A 15,766-nucleotide genomic window follows, 5' to 3' on the forward strand; every position below is an offset into this window, starting at 1 on the left:
AAACCGCGCTCAGCGATAAACCGGGAAGTCCGCGCACAGGGCTGCCACTTGCTGCGCGACATTGGCCTCGACATCGGCGTCGCCGAGGTTGTCGAGGATGTCGCAGATCCAGCCGGCCAGTTCAACGCACTGGGTAACCTTGAAGCCGCGAGTGGTCACCGCCGGGGTGCCGATACGCAGGCCGGAGGTCACGAACGGCGACTGTGGATCGTTCGGGACAGCGTTCTTGTTCACAGTGATATGGGCGCGACCGAGTGCTGCGTCCGCCTCTTTACCGGTGAGGCCCTGACGGATCAGGCTGACCAGGAACAGGTGGTTATCGGTACCGCCGGACACTACATCGTAGCCGCGTTTGATAAATACGCCGGCCATGGCTTGGGCGTTGTCGATCACTTGTTGCTGGTAAGCCTTGAAGCCTGGCTCCAGCGCTTCCTTGAAGCACACGGCTTTACCGGCGATGACGTGCATCAGCGGGCCGCCCTGAGCGCCGGGGAACACGGCAGCGTTGAGCTTCTTCTCGATTTCTTCGTTGGCCTTACACAGGATCAGGCCACCACGCGGACCGCGCAGGGTCTTGTGGGTGGTGGTGGTGACCACGTCAGCGTAAGGCAGCGGGTTCGGGTACAGGCCGGCAGCGACCAGACCGGCAACGTGAGCCATGTCGACGAACAGCAGCGCACCGACCTTGTCGGCAATCTGCCGGAAGCGCGGGAAGTCGAGGGTCTTGGAGTAGGCAGAGAAGCCGGCGACGATCATCTTCGGCTTGCACTCGACGGCCAGGCGCTCGACTTCGTCGTAATCGATCAGGCCGGTCTTGGTGTCGATGCCGTACTGCACGGCGTTGTACAGCTTGCCCGAGGACGACACTTTGGCGCCGTGAGTCAGGTGGCCGCCGTGGGCCAGGCTCATGCCGAGGATGGTGTCGCCGGCTTGCAGCAGGGCCAGGTACACGGCGCTGTTGGCCGAAGAGCCGGAGTGCGGCTGAACGTTGGCATAGTCGGCACCGAACAATTGCTTGGCGCGCTCGATGGCCAGGGCTTCGACCTTGTCGACGTGCTCGCAGCCACCGTAGTAGCGCTTGCCCGGATAGCCTTCAGCGTATTTGTTGGTCAGGCCGCTGCCTTGCGCTTCCATCACGCGCTTGCTGGTGTAGTTCTCTGACGCGATCAGCTCGATGTGATCTTCCTGGCGTTGCTCCTCGGCATTCATCGCCGCCAGCAGTGCATCGTCGTAACCCTTGATCTGGTCTTGCTTGCTGAACATCGCGTCTCTCCCAGCGGCATCTATGCGCCATTCGTCTCGGTAAGGCACTGGCGTTACGGCAGTGCCCTTTGGATGCGATGGTATGACCGGCGCAGACAGGTCAAATGCCTATGGACGCCACGCAAAGGTGCGTTTACGACATAGGCCGAAAAGGCTGGCCGGACACAATCTTCAAATCAGAAAGGATCCCCTGTGGGAGCGGGCTTGCCCGCGATAGCGGTGGGTCAGCTGGCATCAATGCTGGATGTGATGCCGCCATCGCGGGCAAGCCCGCTCCCACAGGGTTTTGCGCGCATCTGTAGAAGCTCAGGGGTCAGGCGATGAGTTGGCGCAAGGCCAGAAGCACGAGGAAATGCACGGGATAGAGCGCATACGCCCAGCGACGCATCGGCGGTGGCTGGATGCCTTGGGCCTGTCGCAATAACAATATCCCCAACAGTGGCGCAATCAGACAAGCGGCAATGCCGAGGATCGCCGCACCGCTGCCGAGCCGGGCGGCGTAATACAGCACTTGCCATTGATTGGCCGCCAGGCAGACCAGCCCCGGCAGCAGGCTGAAATACCAGGGACGCCTGATCACCAGCAACATCGCCAGCGGCAACAGCACGCCGAAGAATCCGAACATCAGTCGTTCCGGGAACAGCGCCGCCAGCAACAAGGCACCCGCCGCTAATAGCCGCGGCTGAAGCAGCCTGAGCTGCCAGCCACGGGCGACCAACAAACCCAGAACCAACGTGGGCAACACGTTCAAGGTGTTGTGATCAGGAATGTACAGCCGGTAGGGAATTTCGCTCAGAGCGCTAAACAGCGATAACCAACCGAGGTAGCGCCATTGGCCGTCGGTCGTTACTGCCTGTGCCCGCGACAGATTTGCCGCCATCGCCAAACAAAACCACGGGAACGCCAATCTACCCGGCACATACAGCAGATCGATGGAGTAACCGACATATCGCAGGTGATCGAGCACCATGCTCAGCAGCGCCAGCCACTTGAGCAGATCCAGCGCCCCATCCCGTTGAGTCATGTGCATAATTGCCCGTCAACCGTGTATTTTTCTGACAGCAACATCCCGTGTGCTCCCCGGACGATCTTCGGTAAAGTGCGCACCATCATTGACCACGATGCTCTTCACCATAAGAGCCTCGACCACGGAAGCCGTCCATGACCGATAAGAGCCAACAATTCGCCAGCGACAACTATTCCGGTATCTGCCCTGAAGCCTGGGCTGCCATGGAACAGGCCAACCACGGCCACCAGCGCGCTTATGGCGACGATGAGTGGACCGCACGCGCATCTGATCAATTCCGCAAACTGTTCGAAACCGACTGCGAAGTGTTCTTCGCCTTCAACGGCACCGCGGCCAACTCGTTGGCCCTGTCATCGCTGTGCCAGAGTTACCACAGCGTGATCTGCTCGGAAACCGCCCACGTCGAAACCGACGAATGTGGCGCACCGGAGTTTTTCTCCAACGGCTCCAAGCTGCTCATCGCCCGCACCGAAAACGGCAAGCTGACGCCGGAGTCGATCCGCGAAATCGCCCTCAAGCGCCAGGACATCCACTACCCCAAACCCCGCGTAGTGACCCTGACCCAGGCCACCGAAGTCGGCAGCGTGTACACCCCGCAAGAAATCCGCGCCATCAGCGTCACCTGCAAAGAACTGGGCCTGAACCTGCACATGGACGGCGCACGCTTCTCCAATGCTTGCGCATTTCTTGGCTGCTCACCGGCAGACCTGACCTGGAAGGCCGGGGTCGATGTCTTGTGCTTCGGCGGCACGAAAAACGGCATGGCGGTGGGTGAAGCGATCCTGTTCTTCAACCACAAACTGGCTGAAGACTTCGATTACCGCTGCAAACAGGCCGGGCAACTGGCGTCGAAGATGCGCTTCCTCTCGGCGCCGTGGGTCGGGATCCTGGAAAACGACGCCTGGCTCAAATACGCCCGCCACGCCAACCACTGCGCGCAGCTGCTGGCCGAACTGGTGAGCGATATCCCTGGCGTGGAACTGATGTTCCCGGTGCAAGCCAACGGCGTATTCCTGCAACTGTCGGAACCGGCAATTGCCGCGCTGACCGCCAAGGGCTGGCGCTTCTACACCTTCATCGGCAACGGCGGCGCACGCTTCATGTGCTCGTGGGACACCGAAGAAGAGCGCGTGCGCGAATTGGCGACGGATATTCGGCACGTGATGTCGGCCTGATCGTACTGATCGTTCCCACGCTCTGCGTGGGAATGCCTCTTGGGACGCTCCGCGTTCCTGCCTCAACGCCGACGCAATGCCCAATACCGCAGTGACGCAGAGCGTCACGAGCTGCATTCCCACGCAGAGCGTGGGAACGATCACAGTGGCGCATCGCAATTTCTTACTCACTGCGCGGCGCTGTCCTCTAGCCCCCTCACACAACCCCGCTCACCCTAGTCATTCCCCCGCAAAGGAATGCATCCATGGGCCGAAGCCGCTACACCATCACCGAACCCGACAAACCGCATTTCCTGACCTGCACAATCATGGAATGGCTCCCACTGTTTATCCGCCCCTACATTGTCGATCACCTGCTCAATTGCTGGCGCTATCAACAAACCTACCAAGGTCTAAAGCTGTATGGTTACGTCGTCCTGGAAAACCATTTGCATTTCGTTGCCGAAGCTCCAGACCTGAGCAAATGTCTCCGCCAGTTCAAATCCTTCACCACCCGCCAAATCATCGACGATCTGCAAAACAAAGGCGCAGAGCGCGCGTTGCAGCGCCTGCGTTTCAGCAAACGTGCACACAACAGGACAGGGTTTATCAGCTGTGGCAGGAAGGGTCACACGCGGAAATGGTGTACAGCGAAACCGTGATGCGCCAGAAACTGGATTACATCCACTACAACCCGGTGAAGCGTGGGTACGTGGATTTACCTGGGCACTGGCGCTATTCCAGCGCGATGAATTATGCAGGGATGGAGGGGCTGATCGAGATTCAGCGTTGGTATTGAAGCTCATAGCACTCCCCAACCTGATCATTCCCACGCGGAGCGTGGGAATGATCAGGTTGGGGAGTTGGTCTACATTGACTGGCGAGCTGTTTCGATCCGCTCAGATAACAACAATCAGGAGCGTATGCATGTCACTACAAGGCAAAACCCTGTTCATCACCGGCGCCAGCCGTGGCATCGGGCGTGAGATTGCGCTGCGGGCAGCAAAGGACGGGGCCAACATCGTGATTGCCGCTAAAAGCGCCACCCCTCACCCCAAACTGCCCGGCACCATCTTCAGCGTGGCGGCGGAAGTCGAAGCCGCCGGCGGCAAGGCGTTGGCCTTGCAGGTGGATGTGCGCGATGAAGTTGCCGTGCGCCAGGCCATGGCCGACGCCAGTGCACATTTCGGCGGCATCGATGCGCTGATCAACAATGCCGGGGCGATCAAGCTGACCGGGGTGCAACACATCGAACTCAAGCGCTTCGACCTGATGCACCAGATCAACACCCGCGCGGTGCTGCTGTGCAGTCAGGCCGCCCTGCCCTATCTGAAAAAAACCGCCGGCCACATCCTCAACCTGTCACCACCGCTGAACCTGGCCACCAAATGGTTCGCCCAGTACAGCCCCTACACGGTGACCAAATACGGCATGAGCATGCTGACGCTAGGCATGAGTGAGGAATTCGCCAACTACGGCATCAGCGTCAATTCCCTGTGGCCGCAGACCATGATCGCCACTGCCGCCATCGAGTTTCAGCTGGGGTCGCGCGAGTCGTTCAAACATGCGCGCACGCCGGCGATTATGGCGGATGCGGCTTACGCGATTCTGAGCAGCAGTGGTCGCAGCATCACCGGTCGGTTGCTGATTGATGAGGAGATTTTGAGGGAAAACGGGATGACGGATTTCGAGGGGTATCGGTTTGAACCGGACTCCACCGACAAACTGATGCCGGACCTGTTTATCGACTGAAACACCGTTCCTGTGGGAGCGAGCTTGCTCGCGATAGCGGTGGATCAGCCAACATTGATGTTGAATCTGATTCCGTCATCGCGAGCAAGCTCGCTCCCACAGGTGGCGTGGCGTGTATCAGAACTCGATCCGCACGTCACCCTTCGGCACGCTGCAGCACGACAGGATGAACCCTTCGGCCTCGTCTTCTTCGGTAATCCCGCCGTTGTGGTCCATTTCGACCTCGCCCCCCAGTTTCATCACCTTGCAGGTCCCGCAAATCCCCATCCCGCAGGCTTTCGGAATCAGCAAGCCAAGCTTGGCCGCCGCCGCATGCACGGTCTCCCCTGGCGCCACGCGAATACTTTTGCCGGACGCGGTGAATTCCACCTGATGCAGATCCGCCGCGTCGATTTCTGGAGCGTCCGCCGCTTGCTCGGCTTGCTCCACCGCATCGGCACGGGCTTCCGGCGGCGTCGCGCCGAAGGATTCCTCGTGATAACGCTTCATGTCGAAACCCGCCGCCTCAAGCATGCGCTTGACCGCGTTCATGTACGGGGTCGGACCGCAGCAGAAGACTTCACGTTCAAGGAAGTCCGGCGCCATCAGTTCGAGCATCTTGTGGTTCAGGTAACCGCGATAACCGGCCCACGGCTCGCCCAGACCATGTTTCTCGCAGATCAGGTGCAGGCTGAAGTTATCGATCCGCGACGCCATGTGTTCCAGCTCGCGGTGGTAAATGATGTCTTTCGGTGAGCGGGCGCTGTGGATAAACACCATGTCGACATTGCCGTTGGTGTCATAGAACCAACGGGCCATGGACATGCACGGTGTAATACCGACGCCGCCGCTGAGGTAGAGCACTTTCGGCGCGGGGAAGTCCATGGCGTTGAACAACCCGACCGGCCCGTGCACCGCCAGCTCCTGGCCTTCATGCAGGGTGTCGTGCAGCCAGTTGGACACCTTGCCGCCCGGCACGCGCTTGATGGTCACCGAAAAGCTGTACGGCACCGACGGCGAGCTGGAGATGGTGTAGGAGCGCATGATCGGCACGCCGTCGATTTCCAGCTCCAGGGTGACGAACTGCCCAGGCTTGAAGAAGAACAGGATCGGCTGGTCGGCCATGAAGCAGAAGGTGCGCACATCCCAGGTTTCCTGGATGACTTTGACGCAACGGACAATGTGTCGACCATTGGCCCAGGTCTGGGTGGTTACCGGATTCAGGAAGCTGTTGGACATGCTGTTCTCCACCGCCGATGGTCGGCCTTATGTTGGCGATTCTGCGTAACGTGCGAACCACCCATTTACCTATCTGCGACATTCACATACTTATCGCGACCAGCCCGCATCTACCGGGGGTTGCGCGTCGGGAACAGATTGGGCCATGTCGCCCATGGATAAGGTTCTGGCTAGCGCCGGCCCCACACTCGCTCCATACCAAGACACAACCTTTACACCTTGCGTAGCAAACCTGATTAGCCACTTTCGCCGGCCACACAGAATGGCCTTGAGGATTAAATGATGGACGTCACCACTACCCTGAGCCTGGGCGATCCACTGGAACCCGCACGCAAGGCCACCGCGCAGATGCTGCAAGAGCGCGAGCGCACTTTCTCGCTGCCGCAGCCGTTTTACTCTGACGAGCGGCTGTTTGATATCGACATGCAGGAAATCTTCCAGAAAGAGTGGTTGATCGCCGGCATGACCTGCGAGATCCCGACCAAGGGCAACTACCTGACCCTGCAAGTCGGCAAGAACCCTATCATCGTGATTCGTGGTGCCGACGGCGTGGTCCATGCGTTCCACAACGTCTGCCGTCACCGTGGTTCACGGCTGTGCACCAGCGAAAAAGGCAAAGTCGCCAAACTGGTCTGCCACTACCACCAGTGGACTTACGAGCTGGACGGTCGCCTGCTGTTCGCCGGCACCGAGATGGGCGCCGACTTCGACATGAAGCAGTACGGCCTCAAGCCGGTGAATGTGAAAACCGCTGGCGGTTACATCTTCATCAGCCTGTCGGAGAACCCGCCGGCCATTGATGACTTCCTGTCGACGCTGAACCATTACATGGAACCGTACGACATGGAGAACACCAAGGTGGCGATCCAGACCACCTTGTTCGAAAAGGCCAACTGGAAACTGGTGCTGGAAAACAACCGCGAGTGCTACCACTGCAACGCATCGCACCCGGAACTGCTGAAAACCCTGCTGGAATGGGACGACGTCACTGACCCGCGTGCCGACCAGGCCTTCAAGGACCACGTCGCTGCCTCCGCCGCAGCCTGGGAAGCCGAGAAGATCCCTTACGCCCACGCCAGTTTCGGCCTGCGTAACCGCATCGTGCGCATGCCGCTGCTCAAGGGCACCGTGTCGATGACCATGGACGGCAAACAGGGCTGCGCCAAACTCATGGGCCGCATCAAGAACCCGGACCTGGGTTCGATGCGCATCCTGCACCTGCCGCACTCGTGGAACCACTGCATGGGCGACCACATCATCGTGTTCACGGTGTGGCCGATCAGCGCTCAGGAAACCATGGTCACCACCAAGTGGATCGTGCACAAGGACGCGGTCGAAGGCGTGGACTACGACGTGGAGCGCATGCGCCAGGTCTGGGATGCGACCAACGACCAGGACCGTCGCCTGGCCGAAGAAAACCAGCGCGGGATCAACTCCACCGCGTACCAGCCAGGGCCTTACTCCAAGACCTATGAGTTTGGCGTGGTGAACTTTGTGGATTGGTACAGCGAGCGGTTGCTGAACAACCTTGGGGCCGAGCCTGCGCCGTACCTCAAAGGCGTTCCGGTTCAAGGCTAAGAGCAAAAGCATCGCGGGCAAGCCCGCTCCCACAAGGATCGGCGGTGTTCACAAACTCTGTGAACACCCCAATCACTGTGGGAGCGGGCTTGCCCGCGATGAGGCCGTAACATTCACTCCATCAACTTGAAGACCACCGCACCGACCCATCCTCCCCAATAAACGTCTCTTCGATGTTTTCCCCCACCAGCCGCACCTTCACATAACCGTTCAACACCCGATCCGGGTACGCCTCATCCTGCGCATTTTGCGTTTCCGACCACAGCACCCGCGCATGCCCGTTCAGCTCGCTGGCATTGCCGTAGGGAATCGCCCCATGCCCGGCGCAGCGTGCATGCAACCCGCCTTGAGCGGCGTAGCAGATGCCGTTGTGCAAATGCCCCCAATACCAATAATCCGGCTCGCGGCCCAAGGCATCGCACACCGGTTGATACAGCGCCGTCTTGTTGTGCCCGGTAATGTCGATACCCTGGTGATGACTGAGCACCATGATCTTCTTGCGCTGGGGCAAGTCTTTCATCCAGTCGATCTGCTGTTTGTTCAGTGCACCGTCCATGTACAGGTTGATCGCATCCGAGGCGTAAGCCGTGTCGAGCCCGATCACCAGCCAGTCATCGTTGTACAACGCAAAATAACTGGTGCCCTGCTGCGCCGGGAAACGCTTGGCCAGTTCCTTGAAGTAGCCATGGGCGCCGCTGTACATCTCGTGATTGGAATTGAGGGTGAACGAGCCGTGCTTGCCCATGGGCCAGCCGACCATGTCGACGTCTTCCTGAGAGCGGGTGCCGGCGTAGTACACGTCCCCCAGGTGAACGGTGAAATCAGCCTGGGCCAGTTGCATCTGGTTGGCGACTGAGACCGCCGGGGCGTGGCTATCGAACGGCCCGGTGCCCCAGTCACCGGCAATGGCCAGGGTCACGTCACTGTCCATGCGCATCAACGCCGGGGTGGTGGCGAACGGCGCGTGATGCCGCAGGTTCTCGATCCACTTGAGCAATGCCTCGCTCCACAACAGATCCAGCAGCTCCCATTTGCGACAACCGAGCAGGCTGCCGTCCTTGAGCACGCGGGTTTGCAGTTCGTCTACCGATTGCGGCAAGGGGCTGGCGTTGCCGATGTGCAGGATCGACAAGCCATGGGCCAACTCCCACGGCACACTCGGCTGATCGTCGGGCACATCGCCGTGCTTGAGCACGTATTGTGCCTGATCGTGGCCCCGTTGCAGCAGTGCGACAATGGCCTGGTACTCCTCCGGCTCAAGCTCGCTGACGAGCTTTTTCCAGGCCATTTCCAAACGGGTGAACAAGCCATGTACGCGTAGCTTGACCTTGTCGTACTCGTGTTCCCAATGACTGACCAATGACATGTCGCTTTCCTCCATCCGTAGTGGAATCACAGGGTTTTCATGAACTCGATGAGCGCCCGCTTATCGAGTTCCGACAGCTGCGTGCCGTACAGGTGGCCGCCATTGTGGTTGCCCTCCAGACGGGTGTCGTACTTGAAGTCCGCCGAGGCCTTCATCTGCTGGCCACTGGTGACGAAGCCGACCTTGTCCTGGTCGTACACATCAGAGCCGGTGAAGAACACCAGCGGCCTCTTTTCCGGTGGTTGCAGCAAGTCCCACAGGGTCGGTACCGAACCGTTGTGCAAGTACGGCGCACGCAACCAGACGCCGTCGGTGGGCGTGTTGCTGTAGCTCTGGGTCTTGCGATAGGCGCCAAAGTCGAACGGCGATTTCTTGAAGCCATGGAAAGCCGTCACTAAACCATTGGTGAACGAGTTCAGCCGATGGGGATCGGTGCCCAGTTCATCAATGCTGGTGGTGACCTGACCGGTGTCCGTGCGGCCGAAATCATGGCAACCGGCGCAGTTGTTTTCCCAGACCGGTCTGCCCCGCGCGACTTTGGCCTGATCCAGCGTGAACGGCCATGCCGGCGCCTTGTGGCCCAGCAACCAGTTGGTCACCCGGTTGAAACTGTCCGGCAACACTGACTCTGGCGTCGCGCCCACGGCCATGGCTGCCGCGTAGTTGCGCTCATGAATGTCGTTGTTGTTGCCGTCCCAGTGCAGGTACAGCGACTCCCGAGGCTTCTGGTTCCAGACTTGCGGCAAGTCGACGGTGCCGATGGTCGAGTCATCCGGGAAGCCGAACACCACCATTTTCGTCGGGTTGAAGGTGTCGGTGCGCCCCGGCCCTTGCGGTGCGCGCAGTCGTTGCCAGGCATAGGCCTGTTTCTGCTTGATCAGCGCGCTCGTGGCCATCGGAATGATCACGTAGCGGTTGTACAACCGCTCGAAGAACCCGAGCTGGAACTTGCTGTTGATCGCCGTCATCACCGCGTCGGGGGTGAATTTCGGGTCGCTGGCGCAATTGTAGGCGAACCACTGGAAGGCCTGCAGTTGCAGGGTATTGGCCGGCGCGGTGGCCACCGGGATGGCGACGTCGCTGGTATTGGCCCGGTAGGAACCGGTGTGGCACAGGGCGCAGTTGGGCTCCACGGTCGGGTAGCCGATCTGCCGCTTGGCCATGCCGATCGGCAGGTCCTTGCCGTTCTCGTAGAGGAAACCGAAGACTTCATAGCCGCCGGGTTTCGGCAGCTTATCCGGACACATCTGCGGCAATACGGCGAACAGGTAATAGGGAATCCGCGCCTCGATGCCCAGGCCGATGGCGCCGTACTTGTAGTGGTCCTCATCGGAAGCGTATTGCTCTGCCGGCACCACCCGCAGCATCTGGTACCAGGTTTCGTAGCCGATAAACCCCAGCGCCAGCACCACGACCAGCGTGGCGACTTTGAAGCTGTGCCGCTGCCAGCGTCGCGCCCACGCTGCGCGCCACTCAACCCAGCCATCGCGAAGCAACGCCAAGGGCCGATTGGCCGGCGCGCTGCCCAGGTACAGCAGAACCCCGAGGATCAGGAACATGCTCAGATCGCCCAGCAGCATCGGCACGAACACTTGAGCCTGGTTGCTGGTGTTGATCAGGTAGATCCAGAACGCCACGGCGACCAGTCGCGACAACACGCACAGCCACGAATGCACGACGTATCGTGGCGCGTTGAAGCCTGACGGCATGTAGAACAGGCTGATCCCGACCAGCAGCATGCCGGCGTTTTCCAGCCACGGATCGGAGAGTTGCGGCGGCATCCCGAGCATCGAGGTCAGCAACGCCGGCGCGAACAGCGCCGGAATCGCGAAGACCATATTCATCACGATGCCTATCCAGATGAAGCGTTGAAACCAGCGGATGTAACTGTCCATAGCATCCATTTCCTTGTGCATGACCACGAGGTGTAGCGCCTGATAGATCGTCTTCGCGGGCAAGCCTCGCTCCTACAAAAGCGACGCGAAACCTGTAGGAGCGAGGCTTGCCCGCGAAGAATCCAACTCGGTCTAACGACTAGCCGAGGGCGGTTTTCTCCAGGTGTTGCAGGATGATCGGGTACACATCGACCACTGCATTTTTGCCGAACATGCAGTCGATATGCCCGTAACCCGGCACTACATGCCGGCTGTAGCGCTCCGGTCCATGGGCTTTGCACACGCGCTCATAGGTCTTGAGCGTGCTTTCCGGCAGGTAGCACTGGTTGTCTTCGCCGCTGATGAAGCAGATCGGCATGGTCAGCCGGTCGAAGTGCGGCATGTAGACGTCCTGACCCTTGAAGTCCACCAGATGACCTTTGCGCAGGATCAGCGCCAAGTGCTCGAAGGTCTGCATGTTCGATTCGCCGAACAGCTCATGCAGATTGTCATGCAGGGTCTCGTTGAGCGTGTCATGGCGGTACAGCGACGCATACATGAAGGTGATGCGATGGCATACCGGGTTGGTGCAGTAGCCCTGGGCCTCGATGCGGGCGTAGACGTTGAGGGCCTTGTCGTAGAGTTTGTTGAACCAGCTCTCCTTGTTGTCGGCATACGCGGTGAGGGATTTGATGCCAATGGCGTCGAGCATCCCCGGAAGGTGCAGACCGGCCTTGAGCCCCGTTGCCGTGGCGACCACCGTATCCGCGGCAATTTGCGAACACACCACCGAACGCACCCCCTGCAACCCGGCCAGCAGCGACATGAAGAAAGTCGTCGCGCCGTAGCAATGCACCACGCATTGCACGTCCGCCGCCTTGGTTGCCTGCTGGATCTGCGCGATGGCAGCCTTGAAGTCGTACTGCGCAATCTGATCGCCGTTCCATTCGTGCTTGCTGGCCGGTATCAGAATGCTGACCCGGAAATCCAGCAGCCAGACGTCGTACTCGTGCTTGCACAAGAACTCCAGCAGGTTGGTCTGGATGGTGTCGGTGGAGAAAATATTCGAGCCCACGCCCAAGCCATGCACCAGCATCACCGGCCCTTTGCTGCCGCCCTGATAGCGGGTCAGGCGTAGCTGGACGCTGTCTTCGGTCTGGAAGAAATGCACGCTCGGCGTCGGCGCATCCAGCGGGCGTTTCTGCCGGGGTGGCGCATCGGGGTTGAAGTAGATGTCGCCGGCGAACACGCCGCCGTAGCTCTCCCACAAGATGCCGGCGAAGAACTTGCCGAACCGCGCCAACCCTTCGATGCGTTCGCGTTCGTTGCGCGCGTTAAGCACCTTCATAGTGGTCATCTGCTTGGCAAAATCGGCCGGTTGAATGTGCATCACACCCGAGCCAATCACCTCACCGGTTTTGTCCGGCCCGCGATACAGCGTCACGTAGAGGGTGCTGGTGTCGTGCCAGACGTTCAGCACGCCATTGTCTTCGGGCACGGTCTTGAACGCGCTGAAGTAATAATCGCTGCCGTCCTCGGCGGTCAGTTTCATGTCGTAATTCATGTGCCGCACGCCGACCTGTTCCTGATATTCCTCGAACAGGTTGAACACGCCATTGCTGGCGGTCAGCGGTTCCGGCGACAGACCCGGCGCATTGAGCGTGCCGACCAGCGTCGCCGCGTGCTCCGGCTCCTTGATCATGCGGTTGAGATCGTTGGCGGTGATGGTCAGGGTGAACGCGATCGGCGAGTTATCCGACTCGCCACGTTTGGCGGCCGCTTCATAGAGCTTGAGATCTGTGCCCTGAGGCTGAGTGAAGTTTTTGGAGAAATAACCCTTCATGGTTTCGGTGAACTGCACGCCGAGGGTCGGCGGCGCCACCTGTTTACGCGGCGCCGAGGGCAGCGTGTAGTCGATGTGCCAACCGCGATCGGCCGCCAGCAGGCTCATGTTGCGCTCGCTCACGGCGGAGATGGTCAGCAGCGGATTGACCGCCAGGGAGGTCGGAATCACCGCGCCGTCGGTCACGTACAACCCGGCATAGACATTGGTGCCACTGGCGCTGCTGAATACCTGCCCCTTGTGGTTGACCACCCCTTGCTCCGCGTCCTCGCCCATGACGCAACCGCCCAGCGGGTGAACGGAAACGATGCTGTGTTTGAGCAGCTCGGTCCAGATCGGGTTCTCGACCCAGATCCCGCCCAACGCCTTGGTGCTCTGGTGCAGCCGGTCGTTGCCAATCTTCACGTTTTCCTGCTCGCCGACGCCCGGCCAGTCGATGCGCAATTGATCCTTGCTGTCGAGCACCATGCGACCCTTGCCGTCGTCGTGGCTCATGATCAGGTAGGTCTGCATGTTGTGCAGGGCGCCGTGATACGGGCCGCGCAGGAAGCTTTCGGTTTCGCGCTCCGCGTACTTGAGCTTGCCGGTGAAACTGTCGTCGGTGGGCTTGCCGATCAACCCGGCGAACGCCGCCATGCTCGGCACCATGGGCCCGCCGAGCGCGCCGGGGATCGAGCCTTCTTCGATGACCATGCGGCTGCGCCAGTCGCCTTCGGTGCGCATGTCGATGATCGAGGTGATGCACGGGCCGACCGGTTTCATTTCACTAGCCGGATGCGCGCCGAAACCGATGCCGTTGATCGGCTGGTCGCAGTTGTGGCCAAAGCCAAGGATGTCACCGTTGCCGCTCATGTTCTCGCCAAGCTGATTGGACGTCGCCAGACCTTTGTCCCGGGAGCGCAGGAGGATTTCGGTGGAGCCCAGCGTGCCCGCCGACACCACGACAATGTCAGCCTTGACGAACAGCGTCGGCGCGGAGAATTTCTCGCGGCCACTGTCCAGGTACTGGAAGTGCACGATCCAGCCGTCGCCGTCGCGCTCCAGGTGCCGCACCTCGGCCTGGCAGAAAATCTCCGCACCGTGGTTCCAGGCATCCGGCAGGTAATTCATCAACGTGGTGTTCTTGGCCTTGTTGTTACAGCCCGACACGCAGTCGCCGCAGTGGTTGCACGGTAATTGCTCGACACCGACGTGGTTGAGGTTGTTCGGCAGTTTGTCGAAGGTCACATTGATCGGCGGCTTGTAGAAGTGCGCGCCTTGCTTGAGGTAGTCGGCGGACTTCTGGTTAGCCTCGAGTTTGGGCAAGGTCGGAGCGGTTTTCGGGTAGGGATTGGGCTTGAGCATCTCCCGAGCCCGGGCGTAACCGTCCTTGAGCAAGGTGTCGCGATGCTCACGTACCGCCAGCGGCCAGCGCGGATCGTCGAACACACCGGGCTCCGGCTCCAGCGCGACGTTGGCGTTGATCAAGGATGTGCCACCCAGACCACAACCGACTACCACGTTTTGCTGGGCGTTGACGTGCAGGTCGAACAGCCCGGTGCGCGAACCGATGTGCCCGTCCGGGTCATGGACTTGCAGCTCTTCGGTGGCCGCCAGCATCGTATTGGGGTATTCGCCGGGCTGGATTTCCCGGCCTCGCTCCAGCAGGCACACCTGCTTGCCGGCCCGGGACAGGCGCGACGCCGCGATCCCGCCACCGTAGCCGGAGCCGATGACGATCACGTCGTAATGTTCCTTGATGTCGCTGATGGGCGTGGCAATCCGTGTCATGACTCATTTCCTCTCAGGCAGATGGGCAACTCTGTGGTTGCCTGCAATCGATAGATGAACGAACACCTGGTCACCGGGCACGGTCGGGCCTCAATGGCAGCTGCGTTTTGGCATGGATAAAAGGCTCAGGCGCTATAGGCGAGCGCGCTGATTGGCGGCGCGACGATGAATTCGTTTACGCAGCAAGGAGGCAGGTTTTGGAACACAGGTCATGCAGGGGCTTGGGTGCGAGCGATATCGCTGGCTATCCATCACGCGTTCTCCCTGAACCAGATGTGGATAAGAGACGGCTGTCCTTATGCCGTGAAAGTGAAGACAGGCGACAGATCGAAGTCAAGGAAGCGCCTTAGACCTGTATGAAATCTGATCTATCGCGTTCGGGCCTATACAGACCGTGGCTTGCAGGGTTCAGCGAACAAGTTATCCACATCTCCACCCACAGCTATTGGGGACAACTGTGGATGACGTGCCAAATATATTCACAAAAAACCAAGAAAAACCGTGACTTATCCAGAAGCAGAGTTTTGCGCAAGCGTTGGTCGTTTTTTGATCAGAAGCCTGCAAGGCACGGTTTATATGGTCTGTAGAGGATGGCGAACACCTTATCCACAGAAGCACCAACAGACTTTGGGGGCAACTTTGCAGGCTCTGTGGAAAACTGCTGAAAGCCGTGAGAATTCGGGGTTTGCGGGAGGATTAACGAGGAAAAAGCGCGAATTGAACATTATTTGATCAACCCACTGAAAGCCACGGTTTGTATAGCCTGTAGCGGACAGCGAACATCTTATCCACAGAAGCGCCAACAGAGATTGGGGGCAAGTATCGGCGTGTGAGCGACGTTACTCTGTGGAAAAAGCTCGAAAAAACCGTGGGTTAGGCTGGTTGTTTTTTGTACGGAGGGCTGCAGGGCTTGATTGGCAT

The 15,766-nt window shown here is 59.7% G+C and carries 9 protein-coding genes and 1 pseudogene; 4 read left to right on the forward strand and 6 right to left on the reverse strand.

Annotation, left to right across the window (positions count from 1 at the left end):
- Positions 1-9: 9 nt before the first annotated feature.
- Positions 10-1,263, reverse strand: a complete 1,254-nt coding sequence (gene glyA, locus AB7M22_RS24410) for a serine hydroxymethyltransferase (protein WP_008008141.1) — start codon at positions 1,261-1,263, stop codon at positions 10-12.
- Between the two features lie 313 nt (positions 1,264-1,576).
- Complete coding sequence (locus tag AB7M22_RS24415; protein ID WP_454188023.1) at positions 1,577-2,293, reverse strand: TraX family protein; 717 nt, start codon at positions 2,291-2,293, stop codon at positions 1,577-1,579.
- 131 nt (positions 2,294-2,424) lie between these two features.
- Here AB7M22_RS24415 and AB7M22_RS24420 point away from each other — a divergent pair, with 131 nt between their 5' ends.
- The 3 genes and pseudogenes from AB7M22_RS24420 (at position 2,425) to AB7M22_RS24430 (ending at position 5,196) form a co-directional block, all read left to right on the forward strand.
- Positions 2,425-3,465, forward strand: a complete 1,041-nt coding sequence (locus tag AB7M22_RS24420; RefSeq protein WP_192344843.1) for a threonine aldolase family protein — start codon at positions 2,425-2,427, stop codon at positions 3,463-3,465.
- A 245-nt stretch (positions 3,466-3,710) separates the two neighbouring features.
- Positions 3,711-4,243: pseudogene (locus AB7M22_RS24425) on the forward strand (REP-associated tyrosine transposase).
- A 128-nt stretch (positions 4,244-4,371) separates the two neighbouring features.
- On the forward strand, positions 4,372-5,196 hold the full coding sequence (locus AB7M22_RS24430; RefSeq protein ID WP_454188024.1) for an SDR family oxidoreductase: 825 nt from the start codon (positions 4,372-4,374) through the stop codon (positions 5,194-5,196).
- 117 nt (positions 5,197-5,313) lie between these two features.
- On the opposite strand, the gene gbcB is transcribed toward AB7M22_RS24430, so the two are convergent.
- On the reverse strand, positions 5,314-6,414 hold the full coding sequence (gbcB, locus tag AB7M22_RS24435; RefSeq protein WP_305424803.1) for a glycine-betaine demethylase subunit GbcB: 1,101 nt from the start codon (positions 6,412-6,414) through the stop codon (positions 5,314-5,316).
- Positions 6,415-6,696: 282 nt separating this feature from the next.
- Between gbcB and gbcA the strand changes: the two genes are divergently transcribed.
- Complete coding sequence (gbcA, locus tag AB7M22_RS24440) at positions 6,697-7,992, forward strand: glycine-betaine demethylase subunit GbcA (protein ID WP_454188025.1); 1,296 nt, start codon at positions 6,697-6,699, stop codon at positions 7,990-7,992.
- A gap of 121 nt (positions 7,993-8,113) precedes the next feature.
- On the opposite strand, the gene AB7M22_RS24445 is transcribed toward gbcA, so the two are convergent.
- The 3 genes from AB7M22_RS24445 to AB7M22_RS24455 all read right to left on the reverse strand — a co-directional run bounded on the left by AB7M22_RS24445 (position 8,114) and on the right by AB7M22_RS24455 (position 14,845).
- A complete protein-coding gene (locus tag AB7M22_RS24445) occupies positions 8,114-9,358 on the reverse strand; it encodes a metallophosphoesterase family protein (RefSeq protein ID WP_454188026.1) in 1,245 nt (414 codons plus the stop codon).
- Positions 9,359-9,384: 26 nt separating this feature from the next.
- Positions 9,385-11,253, reverse strand: coding sequence for a c-type cytochrome (locus AB7M22_RS24450; RefSeq protein ID WP_454188852.1), 1,869 nt, complete (start codon positions 11,251-11,253; stop codon positions 9,385-9,387).
- Positions 11,254-11,392: 139 nt separating this feature from the next.
- Positions 11,393-14,845: a GMC family oxidoreductase N-terminal domain-containing protein gene (locus tag AB7M22_RS24455; protein WP_454188027.1), complete on the reverse strand. Its 3,453-nt coding sequence runs from the start codon at positions 14,843-14,845 to the stop codon at positions 11,393-11,395.
- Between the last annotated feature and the right edge of the window lie 921 nt (positions 14,846-15,766).

It is taken from the genome of Pseudomonas sp. ADAK2 TE3594 (assembly GCF_053628675.1).